Origin of the sequence: Natronospirillum operosum (assembly GCF_004768465.1) — a bacterium.
In the GTDB taxonomy this organism is placed as follows: Bacteria; Pseudomonadota; Gammaproteobacteria; order Pseudomonadales; family Natronospirillaceae; genus Natronospirillum; species Natronospirillum operosum.
The window spans coordinates 1,112,020-1,126,119 of sequence record NZ_SRMF01000001.1 but is presented as its reverse complement, the minus strand read 5'-3'; the positions used below and the strand labels follow the sequence as shown (position 1 = coordinate 1,126,119).

Annotated in this window: 13 protein-coding genes; 8 read left to right on the top strand and 5 right to left on the bottom strand. The window is 61.5% G+C overall.

Annotated elements, in window-relative coordinates:
• The gene (locus tag E4656_RS05265; protein WP_135481788.1) at window positions 1–300 is read right to left on the bottom strand and encodes a YciI family protein; all 300 of its coding nucleotides are present in this window, start codon (window positions 298–300) and stop codon (window positions 1–3) included.
• A gap of 75 nt (window positions 301–375) precedes the next feature.
• On the opposite strand from E4656_RS05265, the gene E4656_RS05260 reads away from it, so the two are divergent.
• The 5 genes from E4656_RS05260 to rluB all read left to right on the top strand — a co-directional run bounded on the left by E4656_RS05260 (window position 376) and on the right by rluB (window position 4,900).
• Window positions 376–1,278, top strand: coding sequence for a PHP domain-containing protein (locus E4656_RS05260; protein ID WP_135481786.1), 903 nt, complete (start codon window positions 376–378; stop codon window positions 1,276–1,278).
• Window positions 1,275–1,898: an L-threonylcarbamoyladenylate synthase gene (locus E4656_RS05255; RefSeq protein ID WP_135481784.1), complete on the top strand. Its 624-nt coding sequence runs from the start codon at window positions 1,275–1,277 to the stop codon at window positions 1,896–1,898. Before E4656_RS05260 ends, E4656_RS05255 begins: the two co-directional genes overlap by 4 nt.
• Before the next feature lie 96 nt (window positions 1,899–1,994).
• Entirely contained in the window at window positions 1,995–2,930 is a 936-nt protein-coding gene (locus E4656_RS05250) for a segregation and condensation protein A (RefSeq protein WP_135481782.1), read from the top strand.
• 16 nt (window positions 2,931–2,946) lie between these two features.
• The gene (gene scpB / locus E4656_RS05245) at window positions 2,947–3,969 is read left to right on the top strand and encodes an SMC-Scp complex subunit ScpB (RefSeq protein WP_167855944.1); all 1,023 of its coding nucleotides are present in this window, start codon (window positions 2,947–2,949) and stop codon (window positions 3,967–3,969) included.
• The gene (rluB, locus tag E4656_RS05240; RefSeq protein WP_135481780.1) at window positions 3,911–4,900 is read left to right on the top strand and encodes a 23S rRNA pseudouridine(2605) synthase RluB; all 990 of its coding nucleotides are present in this window, start codon (window positions 3,911–3,913) and stop codon (window positions 4,898–4,900) included. Before scpB ends, rluB begins: the two co-directional genes overlap by 59 nt.
• A 54-nt stretch (window positions 4,901–4,954) precedes the next feature.
• Here rluB and E4656_RS05235 read toward each other — a convergent pair whose 3' ends face one another.
• The 4 genes from E4656_RS05235 to E4656_RS05220 form a co-directional block, all read right to left on the bottom strand.
• The gene (locus E4656_RS05235; protein WP_135481778.1) at window positions 4,955–5,887 is read right to left on the bottom strand and encodes a GGDEF domain-containing protein; all 933 of its coding nucleotides are present in this window, start codon (window positions 5,885–5,887) and stop codon (window positions 4,955–4,957) included.
• A 179-nt stretch (window positions 5,888–6,066) separates the two neighbouring features.
• Entirely contained in the window at window positions 6,067–6,834 is a 768-nt protein-coding gene (locus E4656_RS05230; RefSeq protein ID WP_135481776.1) for a YciK family oxidoreductase, read from the bottom strand.
• Window positions 6,831–7,538 (bottom strand): bifunctional 2-polyprenyl-6-hydroxyphenol methylase/3-demethylubiquinol 3-O-methyltransferase UbiG, encoded by a 708-nt coding sequence (ubiG, locus tag E4656_RS05225; protein ID WP_135481775.1) that lies wholly within the window; start codon window positions 7,536–7,538, stop codon window positions 6,831–6,833. Before ubiG ends, E4656_RS05230 begins: the two co-directional genes overlap by 4 nt.
• Window positions 7,535–8,881 (bottom strand): TRZ/ATZ family hydrolase, encoded by a 1,347-nt coding sequence (locus tag E4656_RS05220; RefSeq protein WP_135481773.1) that lies wholly within the window; start codon window positions 8,879–8,881, stop codon window positions 7,535–7,537. Before E4656_RS05220 ends, ubiG begins: the two co-directional genes overlap by 4 nt.
• A gap of 266 nt (window positions 8,882–9,147) precedes the next feature.
• Between E4656_RS05220 and gyrA the strand changes: the two genes are divergently transcribed.
• Genes gyrA through hisC form a run of 3 tightly spaced genes read left to right on the top strand, consistent with a single transcriptional unit; the run spans window position 9,148 to window position 14,099 of the window.
• Entirely contained in the window at window positions 9,148–11,787 is a 2,640-nt protein-coding gene (gene gyrA, locus E4656_RS05215) for a DNA gyrase subunit A (RefSeq protein WP_135481771.1), read from the top strand.
• Window positions 11,788–11,812: 25 nt separating this feature from the next.
• Window positions 11,813–12,955, top strand: coding sequence for a prephenate dehydratase (gene pheA, locus E4656_RS05210; RefSeq protein ID WP_135481770.1), 1,143 nt, complete (start codon window positions 11,813–11,815; stop codon window positions 12,953–12,955).
• Window positions 12,956–12,995: 40 nt separating this feature from the next.
• The gene (gene hisC, locus E4656_RS05205; protein ID WP_135481768.1) at window positions 12,996–14,099 is read left to right on the top strand and encodes a histidinol-phosphate transaminase; all 1,104 of its coding nucleotides are present in this window, start codon (window positions 12,996–12,998) and stop codon (window positions 14,097–14,099) included.
• The last annotated feature ends 1 nt before the right edge of the window (window position 14,100 follow it).

Here is a 14,100-nt window from a genome sequence, read left to right as displayed (position 1 = left end):
TTACGGCAATACCTTCCTGAAAGGTTTTACTGTGGTGCGGGCATAGACACCCGCCTCAACATAGGGATCGGACTCCGCCCATTCGCGGGCGGCTTCCAGTGAGGGAAATTCAGCCACTACAAGTGAGCCGGTGAAACCGGCTTCGCCCGGGTCTTCAGTGTCCACTGCGGGGTGCGGGCCGGCTATCAGCAGTCGGCCCTGATCACGCAGCTCTTCCAGCCGCGCCAGGTGAGCCGGGCGGGCGGTACGGCGCAGCGGCAGACTGTCGTTCACGTCTTCCGACATGATCGCATAATACATGCTTTATCCTTCCAACACGGGCGAGAAATTGGGCTCGATGTCACGTATACTCGCCGTTTTGCATGGCCGAGTAACATGACCGAGACGACCGACAGTTTAAACAGCGATGCAGACCCTGTCTATCGGTCCGGATCACGCCGTTACGAACGGGCCGATCTGCATTGTCACAGTACCTGTTCAGACGGCTCCCTGACCATAGATGCGCTGGTGGCGCGAGCCGGTGCTGCCGGCCTGCAGTGGTTCAGCATTACCGACCACGATACCCTGTCCGGCCAGACCGAGGCGCGGGCTCTGGCTGCCGGGCATGATGGCCTGCATTATGTCACCGGGGTGGAATGGTCGGCGGTCTGGAACGGGATACTGGTACACCTGGTGGGGCTTGATTTTGATCCGGCTCATCCCGACAGTCTGCAGGCGGCCGAGCGACAGGGCGAGGCGCGGGCCAAAAGGGCCCTGCGCATTGCTCACAAGCTGGACCGCAACGGTTTCGCAGGGGTTGAAAAATGGGTGCGGTCCGAGCAGGCTCCGACAGCGCCCGGGCGCCCTCATATCGCTCGCTTTCTGGTTGACAGTGGGCAGATCCGCAGTGCCGAACTGGCCTTTCGTCGCTTTCTCGGCGCTGGCAAACTGGGCGATGTGAAAACCCACTGGCCGACCATGGAAGAAGTGGTGCAATGGGTGCGGGCGGCCGGCGGCCAGGCCGTGCTGGCGCATCCGCACCGCTATCGCCTGACCGGCCGCAAGAAACGGCAGATGGTGGCGGATTTCGCCGCGGCCGGTGGCAGCGCCCTGGAGATAGGCGTGCCCGGGATGACACCCAATGACCGCATGCTGTTTACCGAGCTGTGTCAGACCCATGAACTGGCGGCATCGGCGGGCAGTGATTTTCACCATGACAGCCAGCAGTGGCTGGCGCTGGGCCAGGTGCCGCCGCTGCCGGCTGGTCTGCAACCCGTTTGGGAGCGATTTGCGTTATGAGTCAGTTTTTTTCCATCCACCCCGAGACGCCGCAGCCACGACTGGTCAAACGGGCGGTGGAGATGATCCGTGCCGGCGCAGTGATCGCCTATCCGACCGATTCGGCCTATGCTCTGGGCTGCCATCTGGGCGACAAGCAGGCTGCGGACCGGATTCGAGCCATCCGCCAGATTGATGACCGCCATCATCTGACGCTGGTCTGTTCTGATCTGTCCGAACTGTCGCTGTACGCCAGGGTCGACAACACCGATTTTCGCTTGCTCAAGAACAACACGCCCGGCCCCTATACGTTCCTGCTCAATGCCACCCGGGAGGTGCCGCGTCGCCTGATGCACCCGAAAAAGCGGGAAATCGGCCTGCGCATCCCCGAGCACCCCATCACCCAGGCGCTGCTTGCCGAACTGGGCGAGCCGTTGCTGAGTACCTCGCTGATCATGCCCGGAGAGGACGAGCCCATGGTCGAACCCTGGGCCATTCGCGAGACCCTGGAGCACAGCGTCGATCTGGTGATTGACGGCGGCTACTGCGGGTTCGTGCCCACCACCGTGATCAGCCTGCTGGCGGAGATACCGACCGTAGTGCGAGAGGGCGCGGGCGACCCGGCCCCCTTTGAACAATGAAACGGTGCTGCTGCGGCGCCGATTTGACCGGCGGATTGATCCGGGCCCCGAAACTGGGAAATACTGTCGCTGTACAGCCTTGTCAGGACATATTGCATGACCGAATCCGAACAGCCGGGTGAATTGCAGTCAGCGACGCCTGCGGAGAGCGCGGCGGAGCAGCGCCCTCACGGTCTGGCCGCGTTGCGTGAAACGGCTCGCCAGGAGCAGGGTGAGCTGCCGTTTGCGATCGTGCTGGGCGAGGTGGTAACCGAGGTACCGCGTGACCTCTATATACCGCCGGAGGCTCTGGAAGTGTTTCTGCGGGCCTTTGAGGGGCCGCTTGACCTGCTGCTGTATCTGATCAAGAAGCAGAACCTGGATATTCTGGATATCAATGTGTTCGAGATCACGCGCCAGTACATTCAGTATGTGGACGTGATGCAGAATCTCGAACTGGATGTGGCCGGTGATTATCTGGTCATGGCTGCGGTGCTGGCCGAGATCAAGTCGAGAATGCTGCTGCCCAGGCGGCAGGAAGAAGAGGATGCCGAGGAAGATCCGCGCGCCGAACTGATACGGCGCCTGCAGGAATACGAACAGTTCAAGGCCGCAGCCGAATCGCTGGATGCCTTGCCGCGGGAAGGGCGCGAGTTCTTTGTTACACCGGGCGAGTCCATCGAGGGCGCGCCGGCCCAGCACCCGCCGGTGGAGTTCATCGAGGTCATGCTGGCCATGAAGCATGTGCTGCTGCGCGAATCCATGTTCGAGGAGCATCAGGTCAGCCGGGAGAACCTGTCCACCCGTGACCGCATGCAGAGTATTCTGGGCCTGTTGCGGCAGCGTCGACAGGTCCGCCTGTCCGATCTGTTCACGCGTGCGGAGGGCCGGGCCGGTGTGGTGGTCAGTTTTCTGGCCATGATGGAATTGACCAAGGAGCGCATCATCGAGATCGTGCAGGGTGATACCTACGGGCCCATCTATCTGCAGGTGCGTGAAGATGCCGACCTGACTGCGCTGGACAGCAGCGTGTTCAGCGAGCAGACCCCGTGATGACGGAAGCGAGAGCATGACAGCAACCAGTGACGACAGCAGCATGGCCGACAGCCAGTTTGAAGGTTTCCCGGACGCCGACAACGCCCGCGAACAGGTGGTGGAAGCCGCCCTCTTCGCCAGTGCTCAGCCACTCAGTCTGGAGCGTCTGCAGGTGCTGTTCGGCGACGAAGCGCCGATATCGAAAACCGAGATCAGGGGCATTATCGCGCGCCTGCAGGAACGCAATGAAAGCCGCGGTGTGGAGCTGGTCAAGGTGGCGGGCGGCTACCGTTTTCAGACCAAGCGCGGCCTGCATCCCTGGCTGAGCCGTCTGTGGGATGAAAAGCCGAAGAAATACAGCCGGGCGCTGATGGAAACGCTGGCCCTGATTGCCTATCGGCAGCCCATTACCCGGGGCGAAATCGAGGATGTGCGCGGGGTATCCGTGGCCAGCAACATCATTCGCACCCTGCTGGAGCGCGAGTGGGTGCGTGTGGTGGGGCATCGCGATGTGCCTGGCCGGCCGGCACTGTTCGCCACCACGCAGCAGTTTCTTGACTACTTTGGTCTGGGCAGCCTGGATGAGCTGCCACCGCTGTCAGAGATCAAGTCCATGGCCGAACTGGAACCGGAACTGGATCTGGAAACCGGGCTGGAGGGTGAAGCGGACAGCAGTTCCTTTGCCAGCATGCTGTCCCGGCTGCAGGATGAAGACAGTGACAGCGAAGAGGGCAATCTTGACGCCGAGCTGAGCGAGCAGTGGGAGACGCTGGACGAACTCAATGACCAGTTCGAGACCGGTCTGCGGCAGCAGCCTGACGACAGTGCCGACGCTGCGGATGCGACCTCTGGCGACCCCGCCGCGGCCGGAGAGGCCAATGCAGAGGATGCTGATAGCGCGGCCCGGGAAGCCGAACTTACCGAGGCCGAGCAACTGGCCATTATTCAAAACAAACTGGCCGCACAGGCCAACTTACTTCAGTCAGATGGTACCGACGATGACACAGAAACCGACCCGCAAACGTCCCGCCAAAGCCAGGGCCCAGACGAAGGCTGAAGCCCCAGAGTCTGACGGTGCACAGGCTGGCAGTGAGAAACTGCAGAAGGTGCTGGCCCGGGCTGGCCTGGGCTCGCGCCGTGAAATGGAAGCCGCCATCAGCGCCGGGCGAGCCGAGGTCAACGGCCTGCCGGCGCGGCTGGGCGATCGTGTCACTGCGGAAGATCATCTGGTCTTTGACGGCCAGGCGGTGGCCGTGCCCGGCCATGTGCGCCGGGTATTGCTGTACAACAAGCCGGAGGGCGAAGTCTGTACCCGCAATGACCCGGAAGGACGGCCAACCATCTTTGATCGACTGCCGCCGGCCGGTGACGGGCGCTGGATCTCCGTCGGTCGGCTGGACGTCAACACCTCGGGCCTGCTGCTGCTGACCACGGACGGTGAACTGGCCAGCCGCCTGATGCATCCGTCTTCCCAGATCGAGCGCGAATATGCGGTGCGGGTACTGGGTGAGGTCAAACCGGAGATGGTAAAGGCCATGCATGAAGGCGTCATGCTGGAAGACGGGCTGGCCCGCTTTACCGATATTCAGGAATTCGGGGGCTCCGGGGCCAATATCTGGTTCCATGTGGTCATCATGGAAGGGCGCAATCGTGAAGTGCGCCGCCTGTGGGAATCGCAGGGCGTCAAGGTCAGCCGCCTCAAGCGGGTCCGCTTTGCCAATGTGTTTCTGGATGCGGATCTGCGCATGGGCCAATGGAAGGACCTTGATCAGGCGGCAGTGGATGCTCTGGCCGCCCAGGTAGACCTGCCTTCAGTGCCGGTGCCGGCCCTGAGTGGCAAGCTCAAGGAGCAGACCGAACGCAAGCAGCGCAAGCGCAGTGGTGTCGGGGCGGCACGCAAGCCGGATCGCCAGCGTCACAAGGCCCGTCTGCGCAATGCTGCCGGCAGGTCGGGGCCTGGGTCGGCGCGGCGCAAGGTACGCCGCTAGTCTGGCTGATAAAGGTGCGCCGCTGACAGAGGGCACCAGCTTGACCGACCCGGGTCAGAGCACCTGCACCTGGTTGCGACCGTTGCGCTTGGCCTTGTACATGGCCTGATCTGCAGCTTGCACCAGGGTGTCCGGATTCAGACCGTCCTGGTACTCGGCGGCGCCAATGCTGACGGTGATATCGGGTTTGGCCTCCGGCCCAAGATCAAGATCAGACTGGGCGATATTGACGCGGATGCGCTCGCCGATAAGGCGGGCGTCGGCCAGGCTGGTGTTGGCCATCAGGACCAGAAATTCTTCTCCGCCCATGCGGTAGATGCTGTCAGCATCCCGCAGGGAGCGCCGTGTGATCTGCGCCACCGATTGCAGTATCTGATCGCCCACACTGTGTCCGTAGAGGTCATTGACACTCTTGAAGCGATCAATATCCATCAGCAGTACGGACAACTGCTGATCATAGCGTCGGCACAGTTCCAGTTCCCGGCGCAGCGCATTGGACAGCGACAGACGATTGCCCACTCCCGTCAGCGGATCAGTCACGGCGCAGCGCAGCGCTTCCTGGTAAGCCATGGCATTGCGCATGGGGTAGACAAAGAGGTCCAGCAGGGATTCCAGCTTGATCAACTCGTTTTCGGAAAACCGATGCCGACGCGTAAATTCGATTTCGCCAAAGTAGTCCTCATTGGTGCTCAGCCGGTAATGGGCCCGATGCTTTTCGCGCATACCCTGTCTGATCTCGACAGCGGCAACTTCATGCCGGTAGGACAGGCCATCAACGGCAACCGCTGACTGCACTTCCTGATAGAAATAGTCAACGATGCGTTCGGCATCAAGCGTGGTCTGCAGCAGGCTGGAGATGCGCAGCCGCAACTCCTGCAGGAAGGCACTGCCGCGTTCAGTGGGGCTCTTCGCGGTGCGACGGCTTTCCAGCGGCGTGACCTTCTTCCGCTTGCTGGACAACTGTTCCGGCGTTGACTGGTAGGCCATTTTCAAGTCCGTACTTTGACGATTTAGAACTAGTAAAGCCAGAATTGTGCCAGCCTGGACTTTTCTTTAAAAAAGTGTTTTAAAACAGTGAGTTAGGAGCTTCTAACAGGATATGAAAAAAGCCCCTCGAGAGCGCGCGACAAATTTATGTCACTGTCAGCGCGGGCGCTTGCCAGCGGTCACTGGGCGTCAAAGCTTTGGCCGGTCTGGCCGCTGCAATGATGGCTCAGCAGGTACAGCATCAGCGGTACGTGCGATTCGGGTGTGGGGACGGTGGCCGGGTCTTCCGCCGGGTAGGCAGACACCCGCATGGCCGTTCGGGTGCGGCCGGGATTGACCACATTGACACAGAAATCGGCCTGCGACTTCAATTCGTCGGCCAGAGTCTCGGACAGGCCTTCCACGGCGAACTTGCTGGCCGCGTAGGCGCCCCAGTAGGCCCGACCCTGACGCCCGACACTCGAGCTAAGAAAGACGATGCGCCCCTGCGGGCCGCGCTTCATCAGGGGCAGCAGGGCCCGAGTCAGATGAAAGCCGCCATGTACATTGATCTGGAAAACCCGTTCCCAGGCGGCGTGATTGTATTGCTCGATGGGCGTGCGCTGGCCCAGTACGGCACCGGAGTGCACCAGGCCATCCAGGCGTCCGAATTGCTGTTCGATGGCGGTGGCGATCTGGTGGTAGGACTCGTGTTCTCTGGATTCCAGATCAAACGGCATCAGCACCGGTTCGGCATCCTTGATGCGCGCCCGAATGCGGTCGTCTACCTGTTCCAGTTTCTCCTGAGTGCGGCCGAGGAGAATCACCGTGGCACCGCTGGCCGCACAGGCCTCGGCGGTGGCGGCACCGATACCGCTGCCGGCGCCGGTGATCAGTATGACCCGGTCCCGCAGCAGGTCGGGTTCCGGTTGAAAAGCACTCAGATCAATGCTGGTGACCTGCGTCATGCAGCCTCCCGTTTGAAATGCATCATGTAGTTGACAGAAATCTGGTCTGTGAGGCGGGCCGAATGGGTGAGCGGGTTGTAGCTCAGTCCGCATTCGTCGCGCAGGCTCAGGCCAGCCTGGCGGCACCAGGCCGCCAGTTCGCTGGGGCGAATCAGTCGGGCGTATTCGTGGGTGCCGCGTGGTACCAGGCCCAGCAGGTACTCGGCCCCGACAATGGCGGTGGCGAAGGCGGTGGGGCTGCGGTTGATGGTGGAGACAATCAGATCACCGCCGGGCTTGAGGCGCTCCGCGCAGGCGGCGATGATGGCTTCCGGCGCCGGCACATGCTCCAGCATTTCCAGGCAGGTAATAATGTCGAAATCCTGCTCATCCAGTTCTTCCACGGCGCTGTGGCGGTAATCCACGTTCAGCCCGCCGGCCTGGGCATGCTCCCGGGCCACGTCGAGCGCTATGGTGCTGAGGTCGATGCCCAGTACCTGCGCGCCTCTGACTGCCATGGCTTCCGCCAGCAGGCCGCCGCCGCAACCGACGTCCAGCAGCTTTTTGCCGGCCACACCCCTGGTGTGGCGGTCTATGTAGTCGGCCCGCAGCGGATTGATGTCATGCAGAGGGCGAAACTCGCCGGCGGGGTCCCACCAGCGGGCAGCGACCTGGTCAAAGCGTGCTATTTCTTCCGGGTCGACATTGCGCTGCTCGGTGCTCATTGGCCTGCGGCCTCCTGTTGCCCGTCAATAATGCGTTGCTGCCAGTGTCTGGCCCGCGCGCGTATGGCATCCGTATCCAGGGTGGTGAGCGCCCGGTTGCGCACCAACTGCCGGCCGGCCACCCAGACATGCTGCACCTGATCCCGGCTGGTGGCATACACCAGATGGGATACCGGATCGTACAGCGGCTGGCTTTCCAGGCCACTGAAATCGACCGCAATCAGGTCGGCCTGCTTGCCTATTTCCAGTGAGCCCAGTCGATCAGCCAGGCGCAGGGCATGGGCGGCATTGATGGTAGCCATCTCCAGCGCCGCATGAGCGGGCAGGGCCTCGGCATTGCCGCTGACGGCCTTGGCCAACTGGGCTGCAGTGCGCAGCTCACCGAACATGTCCAGGTCATTGTTGGACGCCGCGCCGTCGGTACCCAGCGTCAGATTGACGCCGGCCTGCTGCAGGTCATGCACGCGGCAGAAACCGCTGGCCAGCTTGAGGTTGGATTCCGGACAGTGCACGACTGTGGCTCCGCTGTCGGCCACGATGCGGATGTCGTCATCGTTCAGCACGGCCATGTGCACGCACTGCATCCTGGGGCTCAGCAGGCCCAGGTCACGCAGCCGAACCAGCGGCCGCTGCCCGCGGTCGCGCTCACTGTCGCTCACCTCGGTTGCGGTTTCATGCACATGCATCTGAATCAGCAGATCATGCTGCTCGCTGGCGGCAATGATCTTGCGGAAGGGCTCGTCCGACACCGTATAGGGCGCATGCGGACCCAGTGACACCATGATCTGCCGGTCGCCTTTCAACTGGGCCGCCAGTGCCAGCCCCTTGTGCAGGAAAGTATCCGGACCATCACCCCAGTTGGTGGGGAAATCCAGAATCGGGAAGCAGATCTGGCTGCGGATGCCGCTTTGACGAATGATGTCTATGGTGTCTTCCGGGAAGAAGTAGTTGTCCGCATAGTAGGTGGTGCCGCAGCGCAGCATCTCGGCTATGGCCAGCTCGGTGCCGTCACGCACGAATTCAGGGCTGACAAAACGGCCTTCGGCCGGCCAGATATGGTCCTGCAGCCAGGTTATCAGCGGCAGGTCATCTCCCATGCCGCGAAACAGCGACATGGCCGCATGGCCGTGCATGTTGATCAGCCCGGGCATCAGCACATGCTCGGGCAGCTCCAGTATCTGGTCGGCGCTGAGTTGCTGGCGCGCGGTCGCGGTCGGCAGCAGGTGGCTGATGCGATCATCGGTAATGCCGAGACTGTGTTCGGTGAGTATCTGACGTTCGGCATTGACGGTCACTATCCAGCCGGCGTGAATGAGCGTATCAACCTGGGCATTGGCGGACATGGGGTCTCCCTGCGGTTAGGCGAATTTGAATCCGGGGGCGGAGGTCGCCAAGGATAGCCTCTGACGGTGTTTCTGTCAGCCTGTTGCGACCATTTGGTCCGCAGTTGAAGCGCATCCGCTCGGCTCCGGCAGGGTCACCGGGAGCGAGCGCTTTCATCGTCGCTGCAGAGTGCCCCAAGGCATTGATTTATGGTATGATTCGCCGGTTTTAGAATCTCCTGCTTTCGGCCTGCCGCAGGCACCAAAGGATAAAGGAACCGCATCAGATGGGCGATCTAGCCAAAGAAATTCTTTCGGTCAATATAGAGGAAGAACTCAAGCAGTCGTATCTCGACTATGCCATGTCGGTCATCGTCGGACGGGCACTGCCGGATGTACGAGACGGCCTGAAGCCGGTGCACCGGCGCGTGCTGTTCGCCATGCAGGAACTCAGCAACGACTGGAACAAGCCGTACAAGAAGTCCGCCCGTGTGGTGGGTGACGTCATAGGTAAGTATCACCCCCATGGTGACTCGGCGGTTTACGACACCATAGTCCGCATGGCCCAGCCTTTTGCCATGCGCTACACACTGGTCGACGGCCAGGGCAACTTCGGTTCCATTGACGGTGATTCGGCCGCCGCCATGCGTTACACCGAGGTGCGCATGGAAAAGTTTGCGCATGAACTGCTGGCCGACCTCGACAAGGAAACCGTGGACTACGTGCCCAACTACGATGGCACGGAACAGATTCCCGAAGTAATGCCCACGCGGATTCCGAACCTGCTCGTCAACGGTTCGTCCGGTATCGCCGTGGGGATGGCGACCAATATTCCGCCGCACAACCTGGGCGAAGTGATCAATGCCTGCCTGGCCCTGATCAAGGACCATGAACTGGAGGTCGACGACCTGATGCAGTACATGGCCGGCCCGGACTTTCCCACCGGGGGCTTTATCTATGGTCGCAAGGGCATCGTCGATGCCTTCCGCACCGGTCGTGGCCGAGTCTACGTGCGTGCCCGCACGCATGTGGAGACCAACGACAAGACCGGGCGTGAAACTCTGGTCGTGACTGAGGTGCCGTATCAGGTGAACAAGGCGCGCCTGATAGAGAAAATCGCGGAGCTGGTGAAAGAGAAGAAGATAGAAGGCATTTCCGAGCTGCGGGACGAATCCGACAAGGACGGGCTGCGCATTGCCATCGAAATCAAGCGTGGCGAGATGGCGGACGTGATCCTGAACAACCTGTACGCGCAGACGCAGATGGAATCCGTGTTCGGCATCAACACCGTGGCGCTGGTCGATGGCCAGCCGCGGACGCTGAATCTGAAAGAGCTGCTGGAAGCCTTTATTCGCCACCGCCGCGAAGTGGTGACCCGACGCACCATCTACGAACTGCGCAAGGCCAGAGAGCGCGGCCATATCCTGGAAGGCCTGGCCATTGCGCTGAACAATATTGACCCGGTCATCGAGCTGATCAAGTCCTCACCCTCGGGCAAGGAGGCGAAAGACCGCCTGCTGGCGCGTTCCTGGGAACTGGGTGATGTCAGCGCCATGCTGGAACGGGCCGGTTCCGACGCCTGCCGTCCGGATGATCTGGACCCGGCACTGGGCGTGCACGACAACCGCTATTACCTGTCGCCCGACCAGGCTCAGGCCATCCTGGACCTGCGTCTGCAGAAGCTGACCGGCATGGAGCACGACAAGCTGCTGGACGAGTATCGGCAGATTATCGAGAACATCGGGGAACTGCTGCGGATACTCAACAGCCAGGCCCGCCTGATGGAAGTGATTGAAGAAGAGCTGGTCGCCGTGCGCGATGAGTATTCCGATGAACGCCGCACCGAGATCGTGGACAACCGCGAAGATTTCTCCGTGGAAGATCTGATCAATGAAGAAGACATGGTCGTTACCATCTCGCACACCGGGTATGCCAAGACCCAGCCGCTGGCCAGCTATCAGGCTCAGCGCCGTGGCGGTCGGGGCAAGTCGGCTCTGGGCGTGAAGGACGAGGACTTTGTCGACATGCTGCTGGTGGCCAGCACCCACGATACGCTGCTGTGCTTCACCGACCGCGGGCGGGTGTTCTGGCTCAAGGTGTATCAGATTCCGCAGGCCGGCCGCCAGTCGCGTGGGCGACCGCTGGTCAACCTGCTGCAACTGGAAGAAGCCGAGCGCGTCACCACCATACTGGCGGTGCGTGAATACACGGAAGACCGTTTCGTGTTCATGGCCACGGCCAACGGCACGGTCAAGAAAACCAGTCTGGAAGCTTTTTCGCGCCCCCGCAGCAATGGTCTGATTGCGCTGGGCCTGGATGAGGGCGATCATCTGGTACAGGCCGCCATCACTGATGGCAGCCAGGATATCATGCTGTTTTCCAGCCAGGGCAAGGCCGTGCGCTTCGCTGAAGACTCCGTGCGCGAGATGGGCCGCACCGCACGCGGGGTCAGAGGCATCCGCCTGGGCAACAATGACCGGGTAATCAGCCTGATGCTGCCTGATGATGCTGCCACTGTGCTGACGGTCTCCGAGCATGGTTACGGCAAACGTACCGCCACCGGTGACTTCCCGACCAAGAGCCGCGCCACTCAGGGCGTGATCTCGATGGTGGTCAACGAACGCAACGGGCCTCTGGTGTCGGCGATTCAGCTGGTGGACGGCGATCAGGTGATGCTGATCTCCGATCAGGGCACCCTGGTGCGGACCCGAGCCGAAGAGATCTCGGTACTGGGCCGCAATACCCAGGGCGTGCGCATCATACGGCTGTCCAACGATGAGAAACTGGTGGGCGTGGATCGCATAGAAGAGCCGGAAGAAGTGGACGAAATGGAGGAAGAGGGCGCAGTAGCCTCTCTGGACGGGGAGCCAGGCACGGTGGATGACACCGACGATGGTGAGGCGCCCTCTGATGACACCGATGACTGAAGGTCGATAGCAGGAACTCACGAAAATGGCGGACAAGAAAAAGGCACCCTCGGCCAGCACGGAATCCTCTGCGGATACGGAGGAACTGCTGGCGCTGAGAGATCAGATCGACGCACTGGACGAACAGATCCAGCAACTGATCAGTGACCGGGCAGCCTGTGCCCAGCGTGTTGCCGAAGTCAAAACCCGGGCCCGGCAAAAGGGCGATGAGCCACCGCTGTTCTATCGTCCAGAGCGTGAGGCCCAGGTGCTGCAACGCGTGATGGCGCGCCATACCGGTCCGCTGGGCCAGGAAGACATGGCTCGCCTGTTCCGGGAGATCATGTCGGCCTGCCTGGCGCTCGAGAATACGCTGCAGGTGGCTTACCTGGGGCCCGAGGGGACCTTTACCCAGCAGGCCGTGATCAAGCACTTTGGCCAGTGGGTGGAGACCCGCCCGCTGATCGCCATCGATGAAGTATTCCGCGATGTAGAAGCCGGCGCCGTCAACTATGGCGTGGTGCCGGTCGAAAACTCGACCGAGGGCGTGGTCAACCACACCCTGGATACCTTCCTCAACTCCAACCTGAAGATCTGTGGCGAAGTGGAACTGCGCATCCACCAGCACCTGATGATCGGGCCCAATACCCGGCGTGAGGCCATTTCCCGCATCTATTCGCATCAGCAGTCGCTGGCGCAGTGCCGCAAGTGGCTGGACGCCCACCTGCCGCACGTGGAGCGGGTGCCGGTGAGCAGCAATGCGGACGCAGCGCGGCGGGTCAATACCGAGTGGAATGCCGCCGCCATTGCCGGCAGCATGGCCGCCGAACTGTATGATCTGGAAATTATCTCGCCCAAGATCGAAGACCAGCCGGACAACTCGACCCGCTTCCTGATCATCGGACGCGAGTCCGTGCCCCGCAGCGGGCAGGACAAGACCAGCATCATCGTGTCCATGCGCAATGGCCCCGGGGTGCTGTTCAGTCTGCTGGAGCCCTTCAATCGTCATGGTATCGACATGACCCGGCTGGAAACCCGGCCGGCTCCCAGCGGTACCTGGGCCTATGTGTTCTTTATCGACTTCAAGGGCCACATGGACGACGACAATGTGCAGCAGGCGCTGCGGGATGTTGAAGAAAGAGCGGTGGAAGTCAAGCGGCTGGGGTCCTACCCCATGGCCGTACTCTGATACGCAGCAGGACGCTGCCCGAGAAGACAACAGGTGATGTATGACCACAGATTTCAGAGCGCTGGCTCGAGCAGGCGTGCGCACACTGGCACCCTATGTGCCCGGCAAACCGGTAGAAGAGCTGCAGCGTGAACTGGGGCTGGAGCGCATTATCAAGCTGGCCAGCAATGAGAACCCGCTGGGCGCCAGCCCGGCAGTGTCGGAAGCGCTGCAGCGCGTGTGGAAAGATGTCGGGCGTTATCCGGATGGCAATGGCTTTGCGCTCAAGGCAGCGCTGTCGGCCTTTCTGGATGTGCCGTCCGAGTGTCTGACGTTGGGCAATGGGTCCAACGATGTTCTGGAGCTGCTGGCCCGGACCTTCGTCGACCATGACGACGAAGTTGTTTTCTCCCAGCATGCCTTTGCTGTTTACCCGCTGGTAACACAGGCCGTGGGCGGCCGGCCGGTTATGGTGCCGGCGCAGGACTATGGCCATGACCTGGCCGCCATGGCTGCCGCCGTGACCGACCGTACCCGGCTGATGTTCATTGCCAACCCCAACAACCCGACCGGTACCTGGGTTGGTCGCGGGGTGCTGGAGCAACTGCTGGCGGCAGTGCCGGAACAGGTCATAGTGGTGCTGGATGAAGCCTACTTCGAATATGTGGAAGAGGCTGACTACCCGAACGGCCTGACCCTGCTCGACCGGCACCCCAACCTGGTGGTGACCCGAACCTTCTCCAAGATTTTCGGTCTGGCCAGCCTGCGCGTGGGTTACGGCGTGGCGTCGGCCACCATTACCGACCTGCTGAACCGGGTGCGGCAACCGTTCAATGTGAATGCCTATGCCCAGGCGGCCGCCATTGCCGCCCTGCGCGACAACGACTTTCTGGCCGAAAGCCGCAGAGTCAACCGGGAGGGCATGCGCCAGCTTGCCGAAGGCCTGCGCACGCTGAACCTCAGTGCCATTCCCTCGGTCGGCAACTTTATTACTTTCCACGTTGATGATGCCGCACGAATCTATGATCAGTTGCTGCGCCGGGGCATCATTGTAAGGCCGGTGGCGAGCTATGATATTCCCGACGGGCTGCGTGTGACCATTGGCACCGCGCAGGAGAATCGGGTATTCCTGAGCGCTCTGGAAGAGATTCTGGCCGGGCACTGAC

Bases quoted from the DNA above. Each gene is read 5' to 3' on its own strand.
- E4656_RS05265 (WP_135481788.1), bottom strand. From the start codon at position 300: ATGTATTATGCGATCATGTCGGAAGACGTGAACGACAGTCTGCCGCTG.
- E4656_RS05260 (WP_135481786.1), top strand. From the start codon at position 376: ATGACCGAGACGACCGACAGTTTAAACAGCGATGCAGACCCTGTCTAT.
- E4656_RS05255 (WP_135481784.1), top strand. From the start codon at position 1,275: ATGAGTCAGTTTTTTTCCATCCACCCCGAGACGCCGCAGCCACGACTG.
- E4656_RS05250 (WP_135481782.1), top strand. From the start codon at position 1,995: ATGACCGAATCCGAACAGCCGGGTGAATTGCAGTCAGCGACGCCTGCG.
- scpB (WP_167855944.1), top strand. From the start codon at position 2,947: ATGACAGCAACCAGTGACGACAGCAGCATGGCCGACAGCCAGTTTGAA.
- rluB (WP_135481780.1), top strand. From the start codon at position 3,911: ATGACACAGAAACCGACCCGCAAACGTCCCGCCAAAGCCAGGGCCCAG.
- E4656_RS05235 (WP_135481778.1), bottom strand. From the start codon at position 5,887: ATGGCCTACCAGTCAACGCCGGAACAGTTGTCCAGCAAGCGGAAGAAG.
- E4656_RS05230 (WP_135481776.1), bottom strand. From the start codon at position 6,834: ATGACGCAGGTCACCAGCATTGATCTGAGTGCTTTTCAACCGGAACCC.
- ubiG (WP_135481775.1), bottom strand. From the start codon at position 7,538: ATGAGCACCGAGCAGCGCAATGTCGACCCGGAAGAAATAGCACGCTTT.
- E4656_RS05220 (WP_135481773.1), bottom strand. From the start codon at position 8,881: ATGTCCGCCAATGCCCAGGTTGATACGCTCATTCACGCCGGCTGGATA.
- gyrA (WP_135481771.1), top strand. From the start codon at position 9,148: ATGGGCGATCTAGCCAAAGAAATTCTTTCGGTCAATATAGAGGAAGAA.
- pheA (WP_135481770.1), top strand. From the start codon at position 11,813: ATGGCGGACAAGAAAAAGGCACCCTCGGCCAGCACGGAATCCTCTGCG.
- hisC (WP_135481768.1), top strand. From the start codon at position 12,996: ATGACCACAGATTTCAGAGCGCTGGCTCGAGCAGGCGTGCGCACACTG.